This is a genomic window from Bradyrhizobium monzae, from assembly GCF_021458635.1.
GTDB lineage: Bacteria > Pseudomonadota > Alphaproteobacteria > Rhizobiales > Xanthobacteraceae > Bradyrhizobium.
Map to the genome: position 1 here is coordinate 68,248 of NZ_JAIRDQ010000013.1, position 20,666 is coordinate 88,913.

The following is a 20,666-nucleotide window of genomic DNA, read 5'->3' on the forward strand; positions in this document are numbered from 1 at the left end:
TTAAAGAGAAAACACGCTATTCACCTCCAAATGTTGTATCATATCGCATTATTGAACGATTGCGAGCGGATCCTCTGTTGAAGAGAGATTTCCGTCAGCAAGATACTGACCGAGGTTGGGACCTCAACTATTTTAGGCAATGCTGCAACATTGATCGGGTAGGCCCATCGACGAAGAGCAAGCTAAGCGTTGGTCCACGCTCACTGTTTTCGTGGCGCAATAGAACGCGCCGCATGAAGGCCAATGGTCCCGGGCGCATACTGGGCGAATGGTGAGTCTCCGATAAGAACATCGGCGTACTGCGCGACGACGACCGGGTCGAATGTTCAAGCGGCGAGCGTTTCTGGCTATTTCGGGACGCGCCCGTCGAAGCGGGCGGCTGTCGGTGGTTGTAGGGAATTGGCGAAGCATGAGGTGAACCAAATCAACTTTGGGATAGGAATCTCGCGCCAGTCGAGAGCCGCGACGCGAACTTCTCATTTGTAATTGCAATTTGTTTTCCTTGAGCAATCGCCATTGCGCGATCCGAAATCCAGAACCTGGCCCGCCTTACTGAGTAACGACAGGCTTGATGGAGGCGTTTTGGATGCTTGAGGCGCAAGGATATATCGCAATTTCGGTCATCTATCTGGTCGTCGCCTGGGTTCATTGGCGGTTTTCAAACAAAGCTGACGTTGCGACCGGCCCATCGACGGCGAACGAACCGAATGAGCAAGGAGCCAGAGAATGAACAAGCAGACCCTGATCATCTGCGCGAGTTGCCGTCCAGCCGGGCGACATCGTCATCGCGGATGATGACGGCGTGATGGTCGTGCCAAAGGCGACCGGCGCCGCGTTCGTGAAAGTCGCAGCCGCACGTGACGAGAAGGAAGCAGGAGTCATGAAGGCAGTCCTGGATGGTGGCGACATTCTCGAGCCTTCCGGGGTGCTTTCCGTCAAGAATTGCAGTTGGGACTGAGGCCGGGGTGCCGCTTTTCGCGCCGATGGCACCGGCAAGCGAGAATTGGTGCTAATGAAGGCGGTCACACGGTTTCCTTTGGCAGCAAAAGCATCGCACCTCATCGGCTTCGTTTCGCAAAAATCGCCGGCCACGTCATCCTGTTGGATGGCGAGCGTGCTGTCGAAAGCGAGCGAGACGGAAAGCCGTCCCCGCTCTCTTACCGAGCGGCGGCAGGAACTGTCTGGATCAGATCATCCGGCAGACCAGGTTCACTGTGGAAGACCACCTTGATGCATGGGATCGGGCGCATCGAAAGGGCGCTTCACTCCATGAGTTGCGGTCTTGGAATAAGCAAACCGCGACGGGCGCAGCCGGAAGATCGACCGAGCGCGAGGGCCTGGTAACCGATTGCCACAGGGCGAACGGCGCTACTTTCGGGCCTGCTTGTCAGCCCCGAGGGTCGCGCCGTGAAGGGGCTCAGAAGCCAGCTCGTTTCATCACCGTCCCCCGGGGTGGGAAACCATCAGGGAACTCAGGGCATCGGCTCTTTTCTAGGGAAAGACCCGTTTAGGGATCATTGATGATACCGAAGATACGTAAACATATCAGATTGACTAGCATGTCTATGATCTGCATACGTATCAATTAGCCTCTGAATGTTCCGAGAACGTATCATGTCTGCTGCACCGGATCCACTCCTCAAGGACCTTGGCCTGCGCTTTCGCAAGGCGCGCTTGGCCGCTCGCTTGTCGCAGCAGCAAATCGCCCAGCGGGCCAACATCAGCAGGCCTCGCTATCGGGACATCGAAACGGGCGCTGCCGCCGCCCGTGCAACCACGCTCGTCAATGTCGCACGCGCGCTTGGCATGGAGATGATGCTGATCCCGCAGGCGATGGTGCCCGCTGTTCAGTCCATGCTCCAGCCTGCGGATAGCGATGATGATCGTCCAGCGTTCACGTCGGATGTCGAAGACGAGGAAGGATCATGAGCGCGACACCCCACGCCGCCGAGCGTATCCAGTCGCTCGATATCTCGTTGAACAATCTTCCGGTCGGCACCCTGGTCCGGACGCCGGGCGACTACAACGCGTTCAACCTCTTGCCTTCTTATCGGAGCTTGAACAACCCGCCGATCTTCAGCCTGTCGCTTCGATCGATCGATGGCGGCCTTCGCAGGGACCCGAAACCGATACGCGGCGCACTTCCACCGTTCTTTGCAAACCTGTTGCCCGAAGAGAAGCTGCGCGAGGCTATGGAAAGGCACCACGCCGCGTCAGTCAGGCCGGGCAACGACTTCGATCTGCTCGCAGCCTTGGGGACCAACCTGCCCGGGGCGGTGCGCGCACTGCCAAGTGACGGCATTCCCGTTCCAATTGGCCCGGAAGCGGAAGCCGGCAAGAAGGCACGCTTCTCGCTCGCCGGCGTGCAGATGAAGCTGTCGGTCATGAAAAACACGGGAAAGGAAGGCGGGATCACGCTCGCCCTGGACGACGAACAAGGCCAATACATCGCAAAATTTCCCTTGCTTACGCACATAGGGCTTTCGGAGAACGAATTCGCGATCCTGGCCCTTGCGGAAGCGCTGGGAATGGACGTGCCCGCCCGCGAACTCGTCGACAGATCAGAGTTCGCTGGCATCCCGGAGGAATTCAACACCATGTCGACGGGCAAGGTCCTGCTTGTCCGCCGCTTCGACCGCGAGGCTAGCGGCGGGCGCGTGCACATGGAGGATTTCGCGCAAGTGTTTGGCCGATATCCGTCCGAGAAATACAGCGGCGCAGCCTATCACAATATCGCGGCAGCGCTGAACAGCGGCGTCTCCTTCGATGCAGCCATCGAATTTGTGCGACGCCTCGCCCTCACAGCGCTCACAGGCAACGGTGACATGCACCTCAAGAACTGGTCTCTGCTGTATCCCGGAGACGGCCGGACACCAACGCTGTCGCCTGTCTATGACGTGCTTTCAACGATTCCCTATATCCCAAAAGACGGCATGGCACTTAGCCTTGCCGGCGAAAAGTCGTTCAAGGCGCTGACCCAGGAGCGCTGGCGCAATTTTGCAAACCGCAGCCGTCTTCCGGAAGGGGCCGTGGTGACAGCAGTAGCTGAGACTGCGGCGGTCGTGCGCGAGAAGTGGTCGGTTCTTCCGGAACGCGATGTTGTGCCTGCGCAGGTCCTCGAACGGATCGATGCGCATGTCGATGAAATGGCCGCCATCCTCGACTTTTAATGTTGGCAGGCCTTGTGTCCCTTGTCGGCGGCAACGAATTTGACGGTGTCGCCGGGCTCGATTTGCACCAGCGTCGGCTCGAACACCATGATCCCGCCGTCTAAACCTTTGTTCAGCATCTTGACCTCGATTTCGGCCGCAGCATACTCTTGTGCCGTTACGGGCGAACGTATCGCACGGAACGAAGCGCAGATGGATCACTTTCCTCCAGATCGCGACCCTTGGGAAAGGTCTCCGCTGAGGGCACCAAGGCCTCTATCGCTGTGGCGCAAATTGCTCCGACCCCCGGAATGGTCATTAGACCTGAAGCGACCTCGTCTCGTCTGGCGCGCATGCGTTGTCCTTTCTCCAGTTCTGCTATTTGCTCCGACAGCGCCTCCACATGTTTCAAGAGATTCTGGCAAAGGGTCCGGGCAGACGTCATATCCTGTCCCGGCCCCATAGCAGCCAACACAATGGGGTGCTTTCCGTGCCGCTCTCGGAAAGCTCCCTCGGAGTGGAACGAACGCGATGGCGATCGTCGGTCCGCGCCGATCAACTCCGGCCGTAAACTTCGGCACCGCCGCCGCGCGCAGGGCCGGCGGTAGGATCGTCGACGCCTTCAGGAAGATCGACGACGAGCGAATGGGTCGTCAGGATCAGCTTGGCCACCGACACCGCATTCTCGAGAGCGGCGCAGGTAACCTTGACGGGATCAATGACGCCGGCTTCGAACATGTCGGTAAATTTGCCGCTCCTGGCATCGAAGCCCGTGCCGGGTTGCTCGGCGACGACCCGTGTCACGATCAGAGCGCCATCCTGTCCGGCATTGCCGGCGATGATCGCCAATGGGCGCTTGATCGCGTCGCGGACCAGCATCGCACCAGCTTGTGCGCCATCAACCTCCTGATCCACCAATGGATCGAGCCGCGCTGCGACCTGCGCGAGGGCAGTACCGCCACCGGCCACCACACCTTCGTCACGGGCAGCCCGGGCTGCGTTAAGGCCATCTTCGAGGAGTTGCGCCGTGCGTTTTTGCTCGACTGGCGTGGCGCCGCCTGCGAGCAGGAGTGCGGTCCCGCGAGTGAGCTTTGCAAGGCGATCGGCCAGCTTGTCGCGCTGGATATTCTGCGGTGCCTCGTCCCACAGCTTCTGGACCAGTTGCCGCCGCCCGTCGATGGCCGCTTTGTCGCCATTGCCGCCCAGGATCACGGTCGCGGATGCGGATACCCTCGCGCGCGTCGCATTGCCCAGATCGGCGATCGTCACCTCCTCGATCCGGGCACCCAGGTCGCGCGCGATCACCCGGCCACCCGTCATGATCGCGAGATCCTCCATCATCGCCTTGCGCCAATGGCCGAATTCCGGCGGATTGATCGCGACGACGGTGCCACGTCCTGAAGCCGAGCCTGCATCACCGCCGCGATGACCTCAGGCGCGATCTCGTCCGCTACCAGCAGCAGCTGCCGCCCGCTTTCCTTGAGCTGGTCGAGGATCCGCAGGATCGGCTCGGCCGATGGCACTTTGTGGTCGGTCAGCAGGATCGCCGGATTGTCGAGTTCGGCGGCCAGGCTTGAACTGTCGGTCGCCATATGGTGCGATACGAATCCGCGATCGAGCACGAGCCCTTCGTCGACCTCCAGCCGCGTCGGTGAGCCCGGCAACGCATATTCGACATGGACGACGCCTTCGATGCCGACCCGCTCGAGCGCTTCCGCTATAAGCTCTCCCAGTGACGTCTCGGTGGCCGCGACGCTTGCAACCATGCGCAATTCGCCCTGACGCAGCGGCCGAGAGCCCTCTCGCAGTGCTTTGATGACCAGATCGCGGGCGTGGTCCATGCCGGCGACAACGTCGACCGCCTTGTGCTCGTGCTCGACCAGTTTCACGCCATCCTGCACCAGCGCATTGGCGAGCGCTGTCGCGGTCGTGGTGCCGTCACCGGCGATCTCATTGGTCTGGGCGGACACCTCGCGAACAACCTGCGCGCCCAGATTCTCGAACCGGCAGGGTAACTCGATCTCGGCCGCGATGCTGACACCATCGCGCGACACCAACGGCGTCCCGATCGGGCGATCCATGATGACGTTGGTTCCCTTGGGGCCGAGCGTACCGACGACAGCGCGGGCAAGCTGGTCCACGCCGCGCGCAAGCGCCGCCCTAGCTTCAGCATCGTAAAGCATGATCTTGGCCATCTATCGTCTCCTGTGTGCGCCGCCATCCGTTGGGCGGAGCCTTGTCATTCCGGTCTGGCTAGGGGGATAGCCCGCGCCGGTGGCGCGGCCGCCGGCGCGTGATCGTGTCATTCGTATTGGAGCGCCTCGTCCATGTCCCCGAAGAGGATCACGGTGTTCTCGTCGATCATCACCATCCGGCCGTAATGGGTGGCGGTGGAAATCTCGAAGATGTGCGGTGTCATCTCGCGGCCGAGCGCCTCGCTGATCTCGGCCATGTCGAAGACGATCTTACCCTCGCCGTCCACACGGATCATCGCCGGCAGGTAGGTAACCTTGATTCCGGGACGCTGTTCCATGATCTCGGCGATGCAACGTGCCTCGACGCTGTCGTTCATCGTCACGCCGCATTGATGCGAGATGATGCGTTCCTGGGTGATGTCCTTGAGCGGCGTGAAGAGCTGCTGCTCGGTGGTAACGGCCATGTTGTGGGTTCCTTTCGTCGCGCGATTATTCGACGGGCTCGGCGACCTGCAGCTCCGGCATCGGAATTTGCGTCGAGAAGACGCCGATCTCCGACACGATCGCCTGCAGGCGGTTGATCGCCGACGCATAAGATTTGGCGAACTGCGCAGATTTCACCCGCGGCTGTGACCAGATGGGTTGCAGATCGAGCGCCGCCTGGGTCGCGATCGGCGAATATTTGTCGAACCAGTCCTGCAGCAGGCGCCGATTGTCCTCACCATGCGCGGGATCGCGCACGAGGGTCGCAAACAGCTCAACCGTATTGGCAAGGTTGCGCTCGTAATCCGCTTCCGCCGCTGAGATGACGACGGGCGACGAATAGTCGTTCTGTGTCGCCGCGACCTGCATGACGAAACCAGAGCGGAACAACTCGCCCACCAGTGGCTCGAATAGCACGTTGACGATGAAATACTGCTCCAGGAAATCCTCGGCGCCGCGTGCAGATTCCACGAGTTCGCGAGCCTTCTGCCAGATCGAATTCTCCAGCCAATTGCGCTTGCCGGCGTCGACGTCGAAGCCTTCGATGTCGAGCGCGATCTCGCCGAGATAGAGCGTTAGATCCTGCGCCAGCCGCAGCTTGTAGGACGAGTTGGTCAGGATCGCGTTGTTGACCATTTGGGTATAGCCGTAGCGCTGCGCGCGCATCAGCGCGGTGCCCAGGCCATATTCGGCATGCTTGAAGGCACCCAGATGATCTTGCAGTATCTTCACCCACGCCTTGTCGAAGCGCCTCGGTGCGCCGGCGCGCCGCGCGTTGTCGATTACGTTCTTGATCATGCCGCAGATGGTCGACTGGCGTTGATAGTGCGTCCGTTCCCATTCCTGGTCGGGCGCGCGATAGAGGTGCCAGTCGCTGCTCTTCAGCGCGGTCCACTCCTTCGAGTATGTCGGCGTGCCGTCCCCGAAGGAAATGATCCAATTCTGGAGGAGGTAGCGTTCGGGGTCCGGCTGGACGTCAACGGTGACGTCCTCGTAATGCGTCGCCCGACGCCCCTTCGGCTCGAAATAATTATAGGCTCGGCTATCCGATCCCGGGAAGGTCTTGGCGCCCGCCGCTGCGGACCTCTGCTCCTGCTCCATCACTCGTCCAGACATCGTCTTCTCCCTCTCTCTCTTGGGCATTCGGCCTCATGCTTGGGTGGCGGGCGTGAACTTGTCGAAATACATCCTGGCCGGATCGATATCGGCCATTTGCAGGATCGGCAGTGCGGCATCGATCATCGGCGGTGGACCGCAGCTATAGGCGTCCGCTTCCTCGGTATTCTCCATGTCGAGCAGGTGGCGGCGCAGCACGTCGTGGATGAATCCGGTTTCGCCGTTCCACTCCGAATCCGCTTCGACATGTGACAAGGCGGGAATGAACTTGAAGTCGGGCATCCGCGCTTCAAGGTCGGCGAAGACGTCGAGTGCGAACAGATCCCGCGTTGTCCGGGCGCCGTAGAAGAAGCGAACCGGGCGCGTCTCGCCGCTTGCCGCCTGGTCGAGCAAGATCGACATCAACGGTGCCATGCCCGATCCGCTGCCGACCAGGATCATCGGCCCGTCGCGCTGCTCGCGACGGAAGCAAGAGCCATAAGGCCCCTTCACCGTGATCGGATCACCGATCTTCGCCTCGCCGATCGCGGTCGAGAAGGCACCGCCGGGATAACGCTTGATGATGAACTCCAGGCCATCGGGCTCACTCGGTGGATTGCTCATCGAATAGGAGCGCGTGATCTCCGCGCCATGGAGCGTCAGGTCCGCAAACTGTCCGGCCCAGAACTTCATCGGCTCGTCTAGGTCGATCGCGATGCGAACGATGTCGTGCGTCAGCGGCTCGACGCTCGCCAGCTTTCCGTTGAACGCCTTGACTGCGACCGAGCGCGACAGCAGGTCCTCGTCATAGTTGAGCAGCTCGACATCGACGTCGCTATAGACGAGCGTCCGGCACAGCAGGACCTGACCGCTTTCCTTCTCCGGGTCGGAGAGCGCGAAGGTGGAATATTTGAGCATCTCGACATCCCCTTCGTTGAGGATGCATTTGCACGCGGAGCACTGCCCTTCCTTGCAGCCGTGCGGCAGGGCGACGCCCTGGCGGAAGGCTGCGTCGAGGACGGTCTCACCTTCCTCCACTTCCATCTCGATCCCGACCGGCTCGAGGCGCACCCTGTGCACCGCCGGCCTGCGCTGAGGCATTTCCTGTCCCATGATCATTCTCCGTGAGGCAGCCGCAGCGGATGCCGGGGGAGGCGGCGACACCACTTCCCCGGCTGCCGGTGGGGGGGTCAGATCCGGCGGATCTTGAAACCCTTGCGATAGTCCTCGACATGTTTGGCCCGCGCCTCGGGCTTCAGTTCGCGCAACGCGAGCAGCGGGCTGCGGATGGTGTGGCCTCGGACATGGTCAAGCGTCCACATGTCCTTCTCCTCGAACGACATGTGCGGCTGAGCGATCAGCGTCTTGCCGTCAGGACGCACGAAGCCCATGTCAACGATGGCGTCGGCGAGATCCCAGCCGTCATAGATTTCTTCCCACTGGCGGCGGCCCGAGAAGCGGCCCATCGCCGGGGTCGGACGGCCCTGATATTCGGCGGCGAACGCTTCCTTGTGGGTCCAACGGTCGACCTCGCTGGCATAGGTGAACAGCTCGCCGTCCACCTCGTCGACGCAGAAGTCCTCGCGGACGACGCATGGCACCAGGCTCGACCAGCAGCGATGCGGATAAACGTAGCCGGTGTCGGCGAAGGTGATGATCTCGCTGCCGGGTTTGGAGAGTTTCTCGTAATTCTCCCACCAGGCGCCGAACTCGTCGTACCAGCCCGGATACTTGGCCTCGAACCATTCGAAGTCGCGCTCGGTCTGCGCCTCGATCCGCCAGAAATTTGCCCACCAGCCGGCCGAGATGGCCTGCGCGACCTTGTGGACATAGCCCTTCTTGACGATCGAATCGAACGCCTCATGGACGTCATCGTGGTGGATCTTGATGCCGTATTTTTCGAGCGGCAGCATATAAGTGCGATAATAGTCCTCGAAGATCCAGCGGTGCCACAGCTCCGCGTAGCTCTCCTTATTCTTGTCGCGATTCTTGGTGCCATATTCGATGATCGTACCGATCATCGCGTCAACGAACATGTGGTTCTGCCAGAAGGAATAACGAATATCGCGTTCCAACAGCAGATGATTATCTGGCTCCTTCAGTACCGACATCAGCATCGAATGGCCGTTGCCGATATGGCGGCTTTCGTCGCTCTGGACCGAGAGGAATACGGTCGGCAACGCGTAGTCGCCGTTGCGTGCGGCCTCCGACGGCATCGCCACAAACAGCGTGTTGGTGAACGCCGTCTCGGCGGCGACTTGGAGATAGATATTCGATGCGGTGATCGCATCACCGGTCAGGAAGGCCTCGCCAAACTGCCGCCCGATCGTCGTCGCAGCGCATTTGCCGAACGCCTTCTCAGTGATGTCGAACCCGGCCGGATCGATATAATTCTCCATGTACCATTTCTTGAGGTTCATCTGGATGGTCGAGTGCCGGAACTCGTCCACCATCTGCATCGTGAAGCCGGTGCGCAGATGATCGCCGGGGGCGAGCTGTCCGAGCGGCGCCATTGCTCGGGCGGCCGAGATCTCGGGGAAGGGGATGATCGCCAGGAACAGCTTCATCCATTCAATCCAGCGCGGCTCGACGTTGCGGAACATGTCGCCGCGCAAGGCTGCGTCGAGCGCGCCATAGACACGATTGTCCTTCTCTTCCTGCATGGGGAAATAGGAACGCAGCACCTGCTTCATCGGGTCGCGCGGCGTCTTGCTGATCTTGTAATCGGTCGGGAACGCCATCGCGTCCTGCACATAGGACGGGGTCCAGCCCAGATCGGCGATGAGGCGCGTCGCCTCCCCGATACTGATGCCCTTCTGGCTTGTGATCTTGTTGAGTGTGAGTGCCTCAGTCATCGCTCATCTCCTTTCCCTGGCGCGGCGGGGCTTTTTGCAGTTTGGCTGTGACGACATGGCCCGATCATCAGGCACGGCCACCGCTTGAGTCCGCTCAGCAACATACGTGCCAAGGGGAGAAGTGCTGGATTTCTTGGAATGGGCGGAGCGGGGCGCGTCATCGATGCGACACGGCGCGCAACACTATTGTCCCGTCGGTGACGCAGACCTGTTCCGTCGACGCGCGATGCGGGTCCGCCGATCGTCTTCGGCTCTTCACAGAAACGACCTGTTTCCGTCACCCAAGCGCCTCACCTTCCTGCCTGGCATCATCAAGCATGGCATTTGCCATCGCTTCACCTCCTCCCATCAGCTCATGCCAGCCTGTATCCCAAGCGAACCGCGCGATGACGAGGTGGCGGCCTCATGCCGGTTACGGTGGTTTTGGGAAATTGGCGAAGCATGAGGTGAACTAAAATCGACCTCGGGATGGGAATCTCGCGCCAGTCGGGAGCAGCGGCGCGAACATCTCATTTGAAATTGCAATTTGCTTTCCTTGAGCAATCGCGCGTCGCGCGATCCGAAATCCAGAACCTGAGCCGCCTTACTGAGTAAGGACAGGTTGGATGGAGGCGTTTTGGATGCTTGAGGCGCAAGGATATATCGCAATTTCGGTCATCTATTTGGTCGTCGCCTGGGTTCATTGGCGGTTTTCAAACGATGCTCACGTTGCGACCAGCCAATCGACGACGGACGAATCGAATGAGCAAGGAGCCAGAGAATGAACAAGGAGACCCTGATCATCTCCGCGAGTTACGCCGCCATCGCACTGATCTACTTCGCGATGGCGATTGCTCATGCGGTGGGCATTTAGAAGAAGCGGGCGAGTGAGAGTGCACTCGCCGGCTTGATTGCTAGCTCTCAGGGCCGGATTTTGTCGGTATTGGTTGGCAATGGCGAGCACCGAACACTGCTCATATATCCGAGTTTCTCGAGGTCGATGGACGAGTTAACGTCGCGATTCAATCTTGGCATCTCGATGACCTTCGATGTGGATGGCATTGCATGAGCCAAAGACAATGTCCGATCCTTCATTCCAGAGGCTTGAGTCTCTTGGAGTGTCGGAGGGGAGAACATGATCTGTCCTTCCCGATTGGCAAAGGTAGCCCGCGCAGTCTTGATCTGTAAGGCGATCTCGGAAATCTCATTTTGCCCTTTCTTTAGCTCTGCTGTGACTTCCTTTTGCTGCCTCACAAACGAGGCGACGACATCTGCTAGCGATTCCGAGCGCGCAGGCTTCAGGGACTGGTTGATCCAGTGCATCTCGGCAACTTCAGCTCGCAACTGGAGAGAGAATTCGATCATCGTCATCGTGCTTGCAACGAGAGCGACGCCAGCTATTCCAAACCCTAGACGCAAGCACCATCGCGTCGTGAAGAAGCGCGCAATGGCGTTTGCAGCAGCGCCGAACCGCCCATATGGGTGGAGGTCTCCTCGAGGCTTCGGATCGCCCTGAGACTTTGCCGTCAGCTCGCGCAAGGCCTGCGGCATTTCGGGGCGCAGTCCCGCTGCTCGCAGTTCCTCTCGAATGACGGCGTCCGGATAATCAAGAACATCCGTATGATCTTCCGGCGGGTTCGCCTCGAGGCGAGCCAAGATCGTTTCGATCAGCGGTTTATCCATGTTTACTCCTCCAATTCAGCGATCTTGGTGCTAGACGGCGGCTTACGCTTGAGGCGCAAGTCGTTCCCTCCAAGCTCCAGAATGATGCGGCGCAAACTCTTCTTGAGCGCGTCCACTTTCTGAGGAGAAACACTCATGGCCTCGGCTATTTCACGCGAGGTTCTCAGTCCTGCGAGCAAATGCATCGCCACTTGGTTGGCCCCTGGGTCCTGTTGTTCGATGAGTCGCGAAAGACCCGCAATCGACAGTGCGTCGTCTTGAATGGGACGCGCGGGGAAGCGGATCACCGCTTCATCATCGAAATCGAACAACCTTGCGCCTGGTGATCTCATCTGATCGCTGCGAATGCTTCGCATGATGCCGACGAGATAGACGAAGAGCTCATACCTTTTTAGATCAACCGTCCTGGTTGTGAAGCTCCGCGTGATAGCTTCTTGCGCAAGTTGTTCGGCTTCGTGCCGCCTGTTCGCTCGACCGACACTTATCCGATAGGCGACAGCGAGGACTCTTGGATAGAGGTCGTCCCAATCGATGTCGTCCACCCACTCCGGTCGTTTTTGCATTCTTCACCGCCTTGATCGAGGCATTCCAATGCCCGCCGCCAATCAGGTTGGCGAACAGCTGAATCTCATTCGGGTAGGCGAGCCTGCGGCACGTTTTCATCGCCACCAGACCAAATAAATTCGGCAACATAACAATCTTTGCAAAATCAGCGGCTTGTTCTTTTGGCAAGACACTGTCGGCGCGACGTGGCGGCGATCCGCGTGTTCGGCTTCAACGTGTTCAGCTGTGAGCTCTTCACGAAGGGCTCCGTCAAGCAGACACTCGGGACGATCAATCAGCCAGTCCTCTGCTTGCGGCATTGTGTCACTTGTCGGCGGCAACGAATTTGATGGTGTCGCCGGGTTCGAGTTTCATCAGCGTCGGCTCGAACACCATTTTGCCGCCGTCTGAACCTTTGTTCAGCATCTTGACCGCGATTACGGCCGCAGCGGCGAAGCTCGTATGATCTGCATCGCTGCGGCATCCAGAAGCAGCGCCTTGTGCATTGTGATCTCCTGTCATCTCGCGTTGACGGACTTCGACGATATCCGGGATGTCACGAGACCGAGGAGCGCGGATGAAGGGGGTAACGCGAGTCCTTCGGGAAAAATTCGCGCCGCCCCTTGAAACCTTTTCCGGCCTTCTTAGTCTTTTCGGCGTCGCGACCGCGGCGATCGGGATGCTCTCGGGGGCCCGCGAATGAGTCGGGCGCCGGACGGTGTCCGGAGCCTGCTCGTACCCATCTTGCTCCAGGGAGGATTTGGCGATGAGGTATGATTGGACTCCCCTCGGGAGGTCCGCTATCGGCTTCGACCGTCTTTTCGACGTGCTCGACGAGGTCCAGCGGACCGCCGAAGAGAGCTATCCCCCTTACAACATCGAACGTCTCGACGAGAACCGTTTCCAGATCGCGGTGGCGCTGGCCGGATTCACGCCGGACGAGGTCGCGCTGACGGTCGAGCAGAACGTCCTGACCCTCGAGGGCCGCAAGAACGAGAAGGAGGAGAAGACCTACCTGCATCGCAGCATCTCGGCGCGCAATGTCAAGCGCCAGTTCACCCTCGCCGAGCATGTCGAGGTCAAGGGCGCCCGCTTCGAGAACGGTCTGCTCATCATCGAGCTGCAGCGGGAGATCCCCGAGGCGATGAAGCCGCGCCGCATCGCGATCGACGGCATCGCTGCGAGCAACGTCACACAGATCGAATCCCGGTTCGCCTGATCGGTCCCGAAAATCTGCAAAATCTGAAATTGCCGCCGCGAGGACCCGCGCGGCGGATGCTGTAACTCGTCCTGGATCAGGAGGCGACCATGCGGCCGGCGACCGCTCCCGGCGAGAACATTGTCGATTTCTACTCTTCCTTCATCCCGGCGTCGCGTTCGAGCACCCGCCCGATGTCGTCTCACACCCGGGCCTCAGCTTTTCCGGGAAGCGCGCCATCCGGGCCTCGTGGGCATCGGATGCGACCGCGATCGCGTCGTGCCCGTCGCTCAGGGTTCCCGAAGGGCTCAAGGCGCCGGTGACCATCGACGAGCTCCTGGAAGCGCTCTGCGCGCTGGACGGCGGCCCGCGGCAATTGCATGCCGGCGTCGCTATCACTGGCCCGGGTTTGGCTGCCTTGTTCCATGACCGATCGAAGCTGCCGCCCGATCCTCGCCAGCAAGACGCCGCGGTGACATCTATCGGCATCGCGCAGGATAATGATCGACCGACATCGCCGGCGCCCTGATCAGACATTCCCGCCCGCCGAAGCAGGCGGATCTTGCGGCGGCTCGGACTTCCATGACACCTCCAAGGGTGCGAGCTCGCTCAACATGATTGAGATCGAGATTGAGCATCTTGCGGGGAAAATGTCTCTATCGGCTCGATCGATGATCTAACCCATTACGCCGCGCGATCACCGCTTGGGAACGGCAGTGGGATGCCGGGACGCTTCCGCATCAAATGGATGTTGGCTACAGACAGGCCCGCGCCAAAAGGGGTCGAAGCGATCCCGACACTTCCAAAGAGTCATGATCGCTGTGCAGAGGCCCTCGTGCGGTCGGAGGCAGGTGGCGGCGCTGCTTATGTCCGAAAGCAAACGCACGGCTTGTCCGAAGCTCGCCAAGCGATCGCGAACGCGACATTGCGCGCGACCAACCAGAGGCAATGAAGGCCGCTTTGGTGCTGGCCTCAATCCTGCAATCGCGAAGGCTGCGTGTGTAAAGCGGCGTCACAGCATCAGCAACGCAACGATTTTGGACTGCGATGAGACCCGCTGCCCGTCGCAGGCGGTGAGCTTCGACGCATTTCCATCTCGGTGTGTCGCTGATGCATGCGCTGTGGCGACACGCCTGAAGCAGATGTCGCACCGGTCCACCGAAGGACGGGTGCAAATTTCTGTGTGTCATCAGCCTTCGTTCGATGATGACGCACATGATGAGGTGATGATGCGATTTGGAGTTCTTACCTGGGCTGCTGCCGCAACAGCTGCGCTTGTTGCAAGCGGAGCGGTCAATTCAACAGATCTAAAGCCGGCAGCAAAAGCCCCGCCGAAACTGTGGAGCTGGAGCGGAGGATATATCGGCGGACACGTCGCCGGGGGCTACGGCCGGACGTCGTTCAGTGATCCCTATGGCCCGTCAATTTACGGGGACGTCGTTGATACGCCTGCATTCCTGGCTGGCGGACAGCTCGGCTACAACTGGCAGAGGGACCGCTGGGTGTTCGGCGTCGAACTGGAGGCGAGCCGTGCTGTCTCGGACGGCACAAACACCTGTCTTGCCTTCTCCAGCGTTGTTGTGATCGCAACCTGCAACGCGGGTCCAAGCGTCCTTGCCACGGGAACCGGTCGTGTGGGTTACGCTTTTGGCCCGCACGGCCACACGCTGGCCTACGTCAAAGGAGGCGGCGCCTGGCAACATAATCGCGGTGCGATCGCCAATCACAACGAATTTCGGGACGGGAACTTTGCCGGCTTCCCGCGGCATACGACGCAGTTCGATGACGGTCGCTTCGGCGGGACTGTCGGCGTCGGCATCGAGCAGCAGCTCACACCCGCCTGGTCCGTCAAATTTGAGTACGACTATATGGGGTTTGCCGGCCCTCGTGTGGCGACCCCTCCAACCGTGCAGCGTCCGCCCCTTGCGATCATTCCTGCCAGCACCAGCAGCCTATCCAGCGATTATCACGTCGGTAAAGTGGGCTTGAATTATCACTTTGGCGTCGATCCGAGGGCGGAATGGGCCGATGCGCCGCTGCACCCCGCAACAGCGACCGCCGAAGCCAAGCCTGTTCTATCGACAGGCGACTGGTCGCTCGAAGGCGGCTCACGGGTCTGGCTCAGCCGGGGAGCTTTCCAGTGGGACTACACAATTCCGCCCCGGTTTCCAGGAGATGAGAGCGTTCCCAGTTCAAGGCTCACCTATCAGGGGTTGGACGGCGTGTCCGGCGAGTTGTTCGGACGCCTTGACAGCCCCTTTGGGATATTCCTGAAGGGCAATATCGGCCTCGGGCGCTTCAACAAAGGAAAGATGAACGACGAAGATTCGAGCATCTTGAACCGTGCCTATTCCAACACGTTATCAGGTCAGGCGAACGGACGGTTCGTGTACTACACGGCGGACGCCGGCTACGATTTTCTGCGCGGCAGCACCTACAAGCTGGGCGCATTTATCGGATGGACCTCCTACGGCCAGAAGTCTGATTCGATAGGTTGCGTGCGGATCGCCTCGTCCTCGTCGGACCGGGCATGCGCGGGGCAGCGGCAGATCATCGGCAGTCAAGACACCAATTGGAATGCGCCGCGCATCGGCCTCAGCGCCGAGGCTTTGGTGCTTGAACGCTGGCGCGTGAGCGCCGACGTAGCTTACCTACCATGGACCGATTTCACTGGTCGCGACAACCATCTCCTCCGCCCAGCGACAACTTTCTACGATCAGCGCGGAGACGGTGGTGGAGGCCTTCAGGTGGAAGGGGTGCTTTCCTACTTTCTCACCAAGAATGTCAGCATCGGAGTTGGTGGCCGATATTGGTCAATGTGGACCAGGAAGGACAGCGATGTGACCTACAACGCCAATTTGGAGAATACCCGCGTCCAAGGGCCTGCTCTTGCGAAATACCGCATGGAACGATGGGGTACGTTCATCCAGGCCTCCTACAAATTTGACTGACAAGCCAGGTGGCTCTGCACGGTGTTTTGACCGGTTGCGTGCGGCGGCGGTCAGATGTCGTGCGCGACAAGTGATCGCCCTTCCAGAACGCGATGTCGTTCTACGGGACCCTGATAGTTGCGCGAAGGCGCGCGACCGACATACGGGAGCTCTCCTACTTGGAGGGAGTCTTGACGGCTTCCAGTTTCTCGAACAGCGTCGCAAACATCTGCTTGGCTTTGCCGACCTGCGGCACCGCCTTGGCCTGCTCGATGTTGGTCGGCGTGCCGACCACGATCATCGCCACCATGCCCAAGGCGTAATGCGGCACGCACTTCACGCCATAGACGCCGGCCTGATCGAATTTCACGCTCATGTCTTCGCCATTCTTGCCGACGAAGGGAGCCGCGCCGTCCGGCAGCATGCCCTTGATGCTCGCGGCATTGTGTCCCTTGTCGGAGGCAACGAATTTTACGGTGTCGCCGGGCGCGATTTTCACCAGCGCCGGCTCGAACACCATTATGCTGCCGTCAGAACCCTTGTTCAGCATCTTGATCTCGATTTCGGCCGCGGCAGCGAAGCTCGTCATCGTCAGCATCACTGCGGCGGCCAGAAGTAGCGCCTTGTGCATTGCAATTTCCTGTCGTCGCGAGTTGACGGGCCACTAACTAGAGCTGGAAGGCCGGTCGAGATTTGAGCTGACGCAATCTTTCCGAAGAATCTCCCTTTTGTGATCACTCTGGAGCTGCCGCGGAGAGAAAATGCCGGCAATCGACCGTTCGGTCGAGATCCCGTTGTTTTCCTGACTTTCACCTGGAGAACTCGAAACTTCGCGTCAGGCGCGCTCCGTCCGCTATGAGAAGGACACCGCTGTCGTCGAGCGGGGCCCGATGCGAAGTTGTTTCTCGTGCTGTTGCACGGCCATTTGCGCGTTGACAACACGACGCCGTGCTGTCCGTCGGTAGCGCGGCAACGGCTGGCGGCGAAATTTGCGGTGCTTGCGGTGAATGCGCTACAGACCGTCGGCCGCCGGCTGCAGGACACCCAGACGCGGGTGCTGGAAATGTCGCGCGAGCCGGTCGAGCAGCGGGTTTCGCATGCTGTTACGCCTTTCCGAGCAGGTCGGCGGCAAGACCGACCCGGGGATCGATATCATGCATCCGGTCAGCCAAATCCTCGGTGTATGGCGCAACGGGAGTTGGTTGAAGGCGGTCGCCAGTGGATCGTTCTGCGCAATCTCATGAGTCGTTCGGGCTTGCCGAGGCCAGCCGAGGCGGTTTCGGCCAACCTCAACGTAATTTGCGCGCGCTCGCGCAGCCGTTCCAGAAGTTTCTCGAGATCGATCCCGTGTTCGCGGTAGGCCTCGTCGACCGCGTGGAAGGTCGCGATCAGGCCGCCGGCGCAATGCATGCTGAAATCGAGGGAGATTCGGATGCTCGAAGGCGAACGCTGTATGATTGTGTCGACAATCAGCTCGATGGTCGGGAACGCGATCTCTATCATGGTGCCAGTCTGCGCGTCTGGCGTTGCCGCCTGTTGTGTTAATGCAAGCAGCACGGCGATGACCGCTTCGCCGGATTGACGGACAACGGCTGCGCGTCGTTCTTGACCTGCGTCAATGCCCCGGCGGCAAGCGTTGCTAATGTGCACTCTTTGTAGAAGTCTCGCCAAGGCGCTGGATGCGCGACCGTTGCATGCTCCTCAGGCGGGCGAGGGTACCCTGCGAGATGGAAGCAATGGACGAGCGAGCCATGTGGGAAGGGATTTCGACGGCCCCGTACGAGCGAGCGCTCGAGCTCGCTGTGATCGAAGGCAATCGCGTGCATCCGCTGATCTTCGCCTGCCGTCGCACACCGAGCGGCTGGGTCAATGATACGACCCGTGAGCGGGTTGTCGTCCATCCGACGCACTGGCGTCCATGGCCTTCGAAAGACTAGTTTGCTCCAGCTCCCCTCTTGCCGAAGAGACGGCCAGTCGTGCTATGAGGCGATCACCGTCCCAGTCTCACAAAGGCGCGTTCGTTTCTGCATCGGGTTACTGAATGACAGCACAAGGCCGATTTTGGCTTCGCTACGGGGCGGCGGCCGCTGCCGTCGCTGCCATATTTTGCGTGCGCCTTGCCTTGCATCATTATTTCGAGGACCGGACCTTCACCGTGATCTATGTTCCGGTCGTGGTCTTTGCGGCATTTGCTGGCGGCCGCGGGCCTGCAATCTTCGCCACTCTGTTGTGTCTTGCGAGCGCCAGCTACTTCCTGGGACCGAGCCTTTACAGCAACCCGGCGAACCTGATCGATGTCTCGTTCTTCGCAGTCATGGGGCTCATCCTCGGCGTGATGGGCGACCGGCTGTTGCGGGAGACGGAAGACGCCGGATATCGGCAGGCGCAGCTCCAGTCGATCCTGGATACCGTCCCGGAAGCCATGGTTCTGATCGATGAGCGGGGCATCATGCGATCCTTCAGCGTCACAGCCGAGCACCTCTTCGGCTGGTCGGCCGCGGAGGCGATCGGAAAGAATGTCTCGATCCTCATGCCCGCGCCGTACCGGCAGGAGCACGATAGCTATCTCGATCGCTACCGCTCTACGGGCGAGCGTCGCATCATCGGGATCGGGCGGATCGTGGTCGGCGAGCGCAAGGATGGCTCGACGTTTCCGATGGAGCTCGCAGTGGGCGAGGCCAAGGCCGGCGCCGAGCGATACTTTACCGGCTTCGTCCGCGACCTGACCGAACGAAGAACCCAGGAACGCCGGATGCAGGAATTGCAGTCCGAGCTGGTGCACGTGTCGCGGCTGACCGCCATGGGCGAGATGGCGTCCTCGCTGGCGCACGAGCTCAATCAGCCATTGTCCGCGATCACGAGTTATTTGCGCGGGGCTGCGACGCTGCTGAAGGCGAGCGAGGTCGACAAGGAGCGCGTGCGCGAGGCCATGGATCGCAGCGCCGACCAGGCGTTGCGCGCCGGCGACATCATCAAGCGCCTGCGGGAGTTCGTCGCCAAAGGCGAGACCGAGCACACCATCGAGGACCCGGCAACGCTGCTCGAGGAGGCGGCTGCGCTGGCCCTGGTCGGCGCCAGGGAACAGGGTGTGCGCGTGTCGCTGCGCTGTGACCACAATCTTCCCGATATTGTCGTCGACAAGGTGCAGATCCAACAAGTCGCGCTCAACCTCATCAGGAACGGCATCGAGGCGATGGAGACGACCAGCCGGCGCGAGCTGACCATCGGTGTCATCCGCCAGAACAGGTTCGCGTTCTTCTCCGTCACTGATACCGGCATGGGCATCGCGCCGGAGATCGACGAGAAGCTGTTTCAACCCTTCGTCACCAGCAAGGCAAACGGCATGGGTGTCGGTCTTTCAATCTGCCGAACCATCATCGAAGCACATGGCGGCCGCATCGCGGCGCGTCCCAATGATGACGGCGGCGGCACAATATTCGAGTTTACGCTCCCCTTCGCCGAAACGGAGGTGGGCGATGAACGATAAGACCGTCATTCACGTCATCGACGATGACGCTGCGATGCGGGATTCGCTGGCGTTCCTGCTCGACGTCAATGGATACAAGTCGCAGGTCTACGAGACGGCCGATGCGTTTCTGGCTGGCGCCGGCGCCGGGACGTTGAGCTGCGTCGTCTCCGATATTCGCATGCCGGGCATAAGCGGCATCGAGCTGGTTAGGAAGCTGAAACGCCAAGGAACATCCAGCGCGGTCATCCTGATCACCGGTCACGGCGACGTCGCGCTCGCCGTGGAGGCGATGAAGGCGGGTGCCGCGGATTTCATCGAAAAGCCGTTCGACGATGCCGCGCTGCTGGGGGCAATCCGCTCTGCGCTGGAGGCGCGGCCCGCGGCAGGAAGCGAGAGTTCGGCGAAGAAGGAGGCTGAAGCGCGGCTTGCCGATCTGTCACCGCGCGAGCGGGACGTCCTGCAGGGGCTTGTGGCAGGCAAAATCAATAAGGTCATTGCGCATGACCTCAGCATCAGTCCGCGCACCGTTGAGGTCTATCGTGCCAATCTCATGGTGAAGACGGGGGCGTGCAGCATGTCCGAACTGATGCGTCTCGCGCTCGCTGCGGGTCTGTGAGGCCCGGGCAACCAGGCATCTCGAAAAGCTTCACAGAGATGCCCCTGAGTGCGCCCTGGTCCGGGACCTTGCGACCGACAAGGCCAAGCGATCTGTTTGATCGGCTAGCGAGCCATCTGACGGGTCTTGCGGAACACGTTGAGATGGCGATGCTCGAACGGAACAACGGAACGGAAAAGTAGGGCCGTCTCAGTTGGCGGCCTCCGCCAGTGACACAGCGACATCATTCCGCTTTTCCATCAGCTGCAGCACGCGCTGCAATCTCCTCGGACCCTCATGATGTGGTGCAACATGATCTCGTCGATGGCCGTACCCATCATGTCACGTCGTGCGGCAGGATGCCGCTTGACTGGGAACAAAGCCTTCAATGCATCGGCTTTCGAGACGATCCCGCCTAGTGGCTCTGCACAGTGATTTTGACAGGTTGGGTCCGGCGGTCAGATTAGCTCCTCGGATCAATGAGGACCTCGA

The 20,666-nt window shown here is 60.3% G+C and carries 20 protein-coding genes and 1 pseudogene; 9 read left to right on the forward strand and 12 right to left on the reverse strand.

Translation table 11 applies throughout. The features are described from left to right. Positions 1 to 586 precede the first annotated feature (586 nt). The 4 genes from K3F49_RS33380 (at position 587) to K3F49_RS33395 (ending at position 3,170) form a co-directional block, all read left to right on the forward strand. A complete protein-coding gene (locus K3F49_RS33380; protein ID WP_234685134.1) occupies positions 587 to 730 on the forward strand; it encodes a hypothetical protein in 144 nt (47 codons plus the stop codon). 75 nt (positions 731 to 805) lie between these two features. After that, on the forward strand, positions 806 to 958 hold the full coding sequence (locus K3F49_RS33385) for a hypothetical protein (RefSeq protein WP_234685135.1): 153 nt from the start codon (positions 806 to 808) through the stop codon (positions 956 to 958). 656 nt (positions 959 to 1,614) lie between these two features. Then, on the forward strand, positions 1,615 to 1,929 hold the full coding sequence (locus K3F49_RS33390) for a helix-turn-helix domain-containing protein (protein ID WP_234685136.1): 315 nt from the start codon (positions 1,615 to 1,617) through the stop codon (positions 1,927 to 1,929). Further along, positions 1,926 to 3,170 (forward strand): type II toxin-antitoxin system HipA family toxin, encoded by a 1,245-nt coding sequence (locus K3F49_RS33395; protein WP_234685137.1) that lies wholly within the window; start codon positions 1,926 to 1,928, stop codon positions 3,168 to 3,170. The genes K3F49_RS33390 and K3F49_RS33395 overlap by 4 nt, the downstream gene beginning before the upstream one ends. An 8-nt stretch (positions 3,171 to 3,178) precedes the next feature. Here the strand turns inward: K3F49_RS33395 and K3F49_RS33400 are convergent. The 10 genes and pseudogenes from K3F49_RS33400 to K3F49_RS33440 all read right to left on the reverse strand — a co-directional run. Continuing rightward, positions 3,179 to 3,343, reverse strand: a pseudogene (locus K3F49_RS33400) (pseudoazurin); the annotation flags it as partial. Positions 3,344 to 3,704: 361 nt separating this feature from the next. After that, a complete protein-coding gene (locus K3F49_RS39510) occupies positions 3,705 to 4,490 on the reverse strand; it encodes a TCP-1/cpn60 chaperonin family protein (RefSeq protein WP_346657376.1) in 786 nt (261 codons plus the stop codon). Beyond that, entirely contained in the window at positions 4,487 to 5,344 is an 858-nt protein-coding gene (locus K3F49_RS39515) for a TCP-1/cpn60 chaperonin family protein (RefSeq protein WP_346657377.1), read from the reverse strand. Before K3F49_RS39515 ends, K3F49_RS39510 begins: the two co-directional genes overlap by 4 nt. Before the next feature lie 107 nt (positions 5,345 to 5,451). After that, positions 5,452 to 5,808 (reverse strand): MmoB/DmpM family protein, encoded by a 357-nt coding sequence (locus K3F49_RS33410; protein WP_234685138.1) that lies wholly within the window; start codon positions 5,806 to 5,808, stop codon positions 5,452 to 5,454. Positions 5,809 to 5,833: 25 nt separating this feature from the next. Beyond that, positions 5,834 to 6,943 (reverse strand): aromatic/alkene monooxygenase hydroxylase subunit beta, encoded by a 1,110-nt coding sequence (locus K3F49_RS33415; RefSeq protein WP_234685139.1) that lies wholly within the window; start codon positions 6,941 to 6,943, stop codon positions 5,834 to 5,836. A gap of 33 nt (positions 6,944 to 6,976) precedes the next feature. Next, on the reverse strand, positions 6,977 to 8,035 hold the full coding sequence (locus K3F49_RS33420) for an NADH:ubiquinone reductase (Na(+)-transporting) subunit F (protein ID WP_234685140.1): 1,059 nt from the start codon (positions 8,033 to 8,035) through the stop codon (positions 6,977 to 6,979). A gap of 77 nt (positions 8,036 to 8,112) precedes the next feature. Beyond that, entirely contained in the window at positions 8,113 to 9,777 is a 1,665-nt protein-coding gene (locus tag K3F49_RS33425; protein WP_234685141.1) for a ferritin family protein, read from the reverse strand. Between the two features lie 900 nt (positions 9,778 to 10,677). After that, complete coding sequence (locus K3F49_RS33430) at positions 10,678 to 11,439, reverse strand: hypothetical protein (RefSeq protein WP_234685142.1); 762 nt, start codon at positions 11,437 to 11,439, stop codon at positions 10,678 to 10,680. A 2-nt stretch (positions 11,440 to 11,441) separates the two neighbouring features. Then, positions 11,442 to 12,002 (reverse strand): RNA polymerase sigma factor, encoded by a 561-nt coding sequence (locus K3F49_RS33435; RefSeq protein ID WP_234685143.1) that lies wholly within the window; start codon positions 12,000 to 12,002, stop codon positions 11,442 to 11,444. 304 nt (positions 12,003 to 12,306) lie between these two features. Further along, a complete protein-coding gene (locus tag K3F49_RS33440; protein WP_234685144.1) occupies positions 12,307 to 12,504 on the reverse strand; it encodes a cupredoxin domain-containing protein in 198 nt (65 codons plus the stop codon). Between the two features lie 244 nt (positions 12,505 to 12,748). Here K3F49_RS33440 and K3F49_RS33445 point away from each other — a divergent pair, with 244 nt between their 5' ends. From K3F49_RS33445 to K3F49_RS33455, 3 genes are all read left to right on the forward strand, one after another. Continuing rightward, on the forward strand, positions 12,749 to 13,201 hold the full coding sequence (locus K3F49_RS33445; protein WP_234685145.1) for an Hsp20 family protein: 453 nt from the start codon (positions 12,749 to 12,751) through the stop codon (positions 13,199 to 13,201). A 298-nt stretch (positions 13,202 to 13,499) separates the two neighbouring features. Further along, positions 13,500 to 13,709, forward strand: coding sequence for a hypothetical protein (locus K3F49_RS39520; RefSeq protein ID WP_346657378.1), 210 nt, complete (start codon positions 13,500 to 13,502; stop codon positions 13,707 to 13,709). Positions 13,710 to 14,322: 613 nt separating this feature from the next. Continuing rightward, entirely contained in the window at positions 14,323 to 16,131 is a 1,809-nt protein-coding gene (locus K3F49_RS33455; protein ID WP_234685146.1) for an outer membrane protein, read from the forward strand. A gap of 154 nt (positions 16,132 to 16,285) precedes the next feature. Here K3F49_RS33455 and K3F49_RS33460 read toward each other — a convergent pair whose 3' ends face one another. Both K3F49_RS33460 and K3F49_RS33465 read right to left on the reverse strand, forming a co-directional pair. Further along, a complete protein-coding gene (locus tag K3F49_RS33460) occupies positions 16,286 to 16,741 on the reverse strand; it encodes a pseudoazurin (protein ID WP_234685147.1) in 456 nt (151 codons plus the stop codon). Positions 16,742 to 17,274: 533 nt separating this feature from the next. Further along, a complete protein-coding gene (locus tag K3F49_RS33465; protein WP_234685148.1) occupies positions 17,275 to 17,760 on the reverse strand; it encodes a hypothetical protein in 486 nt (161 codons plus the stop codon). A 391-nt stretch (positions 17,761 to 18,151) separates the two neighbouring features. Between K3F49_RS33465 and K3F49_RS33470 the strand changes: the two genes are divergently transcribed. Next, positions 18,152 to 19,597, forward strand: a complete 1,446-nt coding sequence (locus K3F49_RS33470; protein WP_234685149.1) for a PAS domain S-box protein — start codon at positions 18,152 to 18,154, stop codon at positions 19,595 to 19,597. Further along, positions 19,587 to 20,195, forward strand: coding sequence for a response regulator FixJ (gene fixJ / locus K3F49_RS33475; protein WP_234685150.1), 609 nt, complete (start codon positions 19,587 to 19,589; stop codon positions 20,193 to 20,195). The genes K3F49_RS33470 and fixJ overlap by 11 nt, the downstream gene beginning before the upstream one ends. Positions 20,196 to 20,666 lie beyond the last annotated feature (471 nt).

Bases quoted from the DNA above. Each gene is read 5' to 3' on its own strand.
- K3F49_RS33380 (WP_234685134.1), top strand. From the start codon at position 587: ATGCTTGAGGCGCAAGGATATATCGCAATTTCGGTCATCTATCTGGTC.
- K3F49_RS33385 (WP_234685135.1), top strand. From the start codon at position 806: ATGGTCGTGCCAAAGGCGACCGGCGCCGCGTTCGTGAAAGTCGCAGCC.
- K3F49_RS33390 (WP_234685136.1), top strand. From the start codon at position 1,615: ATGTCTGCTGCACCGGATCCACTCCTCAAGGACCTTGGCCTGCGCTTT.
- K3F49_RS33395 (WP_234685137.1), top strand. From the start codon at position 1,926: ATGAGCGCGACACCCCACGCCGCCGAGCGTATCCAGTCGCTCGATATC.
- K3F49_RS39510 (WP_346657376.1), bottom strand. From the start codon at position 4,490: ATGATGGAGGATCTCGCGATCATGACGGGTGGCCGGGTGATCGCGCGC.
- K3F49_RS39515 (WP_346657377.1), bottom strand. From the start codon at position 5,344: ATGGCCAAGATCATGCTTTACGATGCTGAAGCTAGGGCGGCGCTTGCG.
- K3F49_RS33410 (WP_234685138.1), bottom strand. From the start codon at position 5,808: ATGGCCGTTACCACCGAGCAGCAGCTCTTCACGCCGCTCAAGGACATC.
- K3F49_RS33415 (WP_234685139.1), bottom strand. From the start codon at position 6,943: ATGTCTGGACGAGTGATGGAGCAGGAGCAGAGGTCCGCAGCGGCGGGC.
- K3F49_RS33420 (WP_234685140.1), bottom strand. From the start codon at position 8,035: ATGGGACAGGAAATGCCTCAGCGCAGGCCGGCGGTGCACAGGGTGCGC.
- K3F49_RS33425 (WP_234685141.1), bottom strand. From the start codon at position 9,777: ATGACTGAGGCACTCACACTCAACAAGATCACAAGCCAGAAGGGCATC.
- K3F49_RS33430 (WP_234685142.1), bottom strand. From the start codon at position 11,439: ATGGATAAACCGCTGATCGAAACGATCTTGGCTCGCCTCGAGGCGAAC.
- K3F49_RS33435 (WP_234685143.1), bottom strand. From the start codon at position 12,002: ATGCAAAAACGACCGGAGTGGGTGGACGACATCGATTGGGACGACCTC.
- K3F49_RS33440 (WP_234685144.1), bottom strand. From the start codon at position 12,504: ATGACAGGAGATCACAATGCACAAGGCGCTGCTTCTGGATGCCGCAGC.
- K3F49_RS33445 (WP_234685145.1), top strand. From the start codon at position 12,749: ATGAGGTATGATTGGACTCCCCTCGGGAGGTCCGCTATCGGCTTCGAC.
- K3F49_RS33455 (WP_234685146.1), top strand. From the start codon at position 14,323: ATGTCGCACCGGTCCACCGAAGGACGGGTGCAAATTTCTGTGTGTCAT.
- K3F49_RS33460 (WP_234685147.1), bottom strand. From the start codon at position 16,741: ATGCACAAGGCGCTACTTCTGGCCGCCGCAGTGATGCTGACGATGACG.
- K3F49_RS33470 (WP_234685149.1), top strand. From the start codon at position 18,152: ATGACAGCACAAGGCCGATTTTGGCTTCGCTACGGGGCGGCGGCCGCT.
- fixJ (WP_234685150.1), top strand. From the start codon at position 19,587: ATGAACGATAAGACCGTCATTCACGTCATCGACGATGACGCTGCGATG.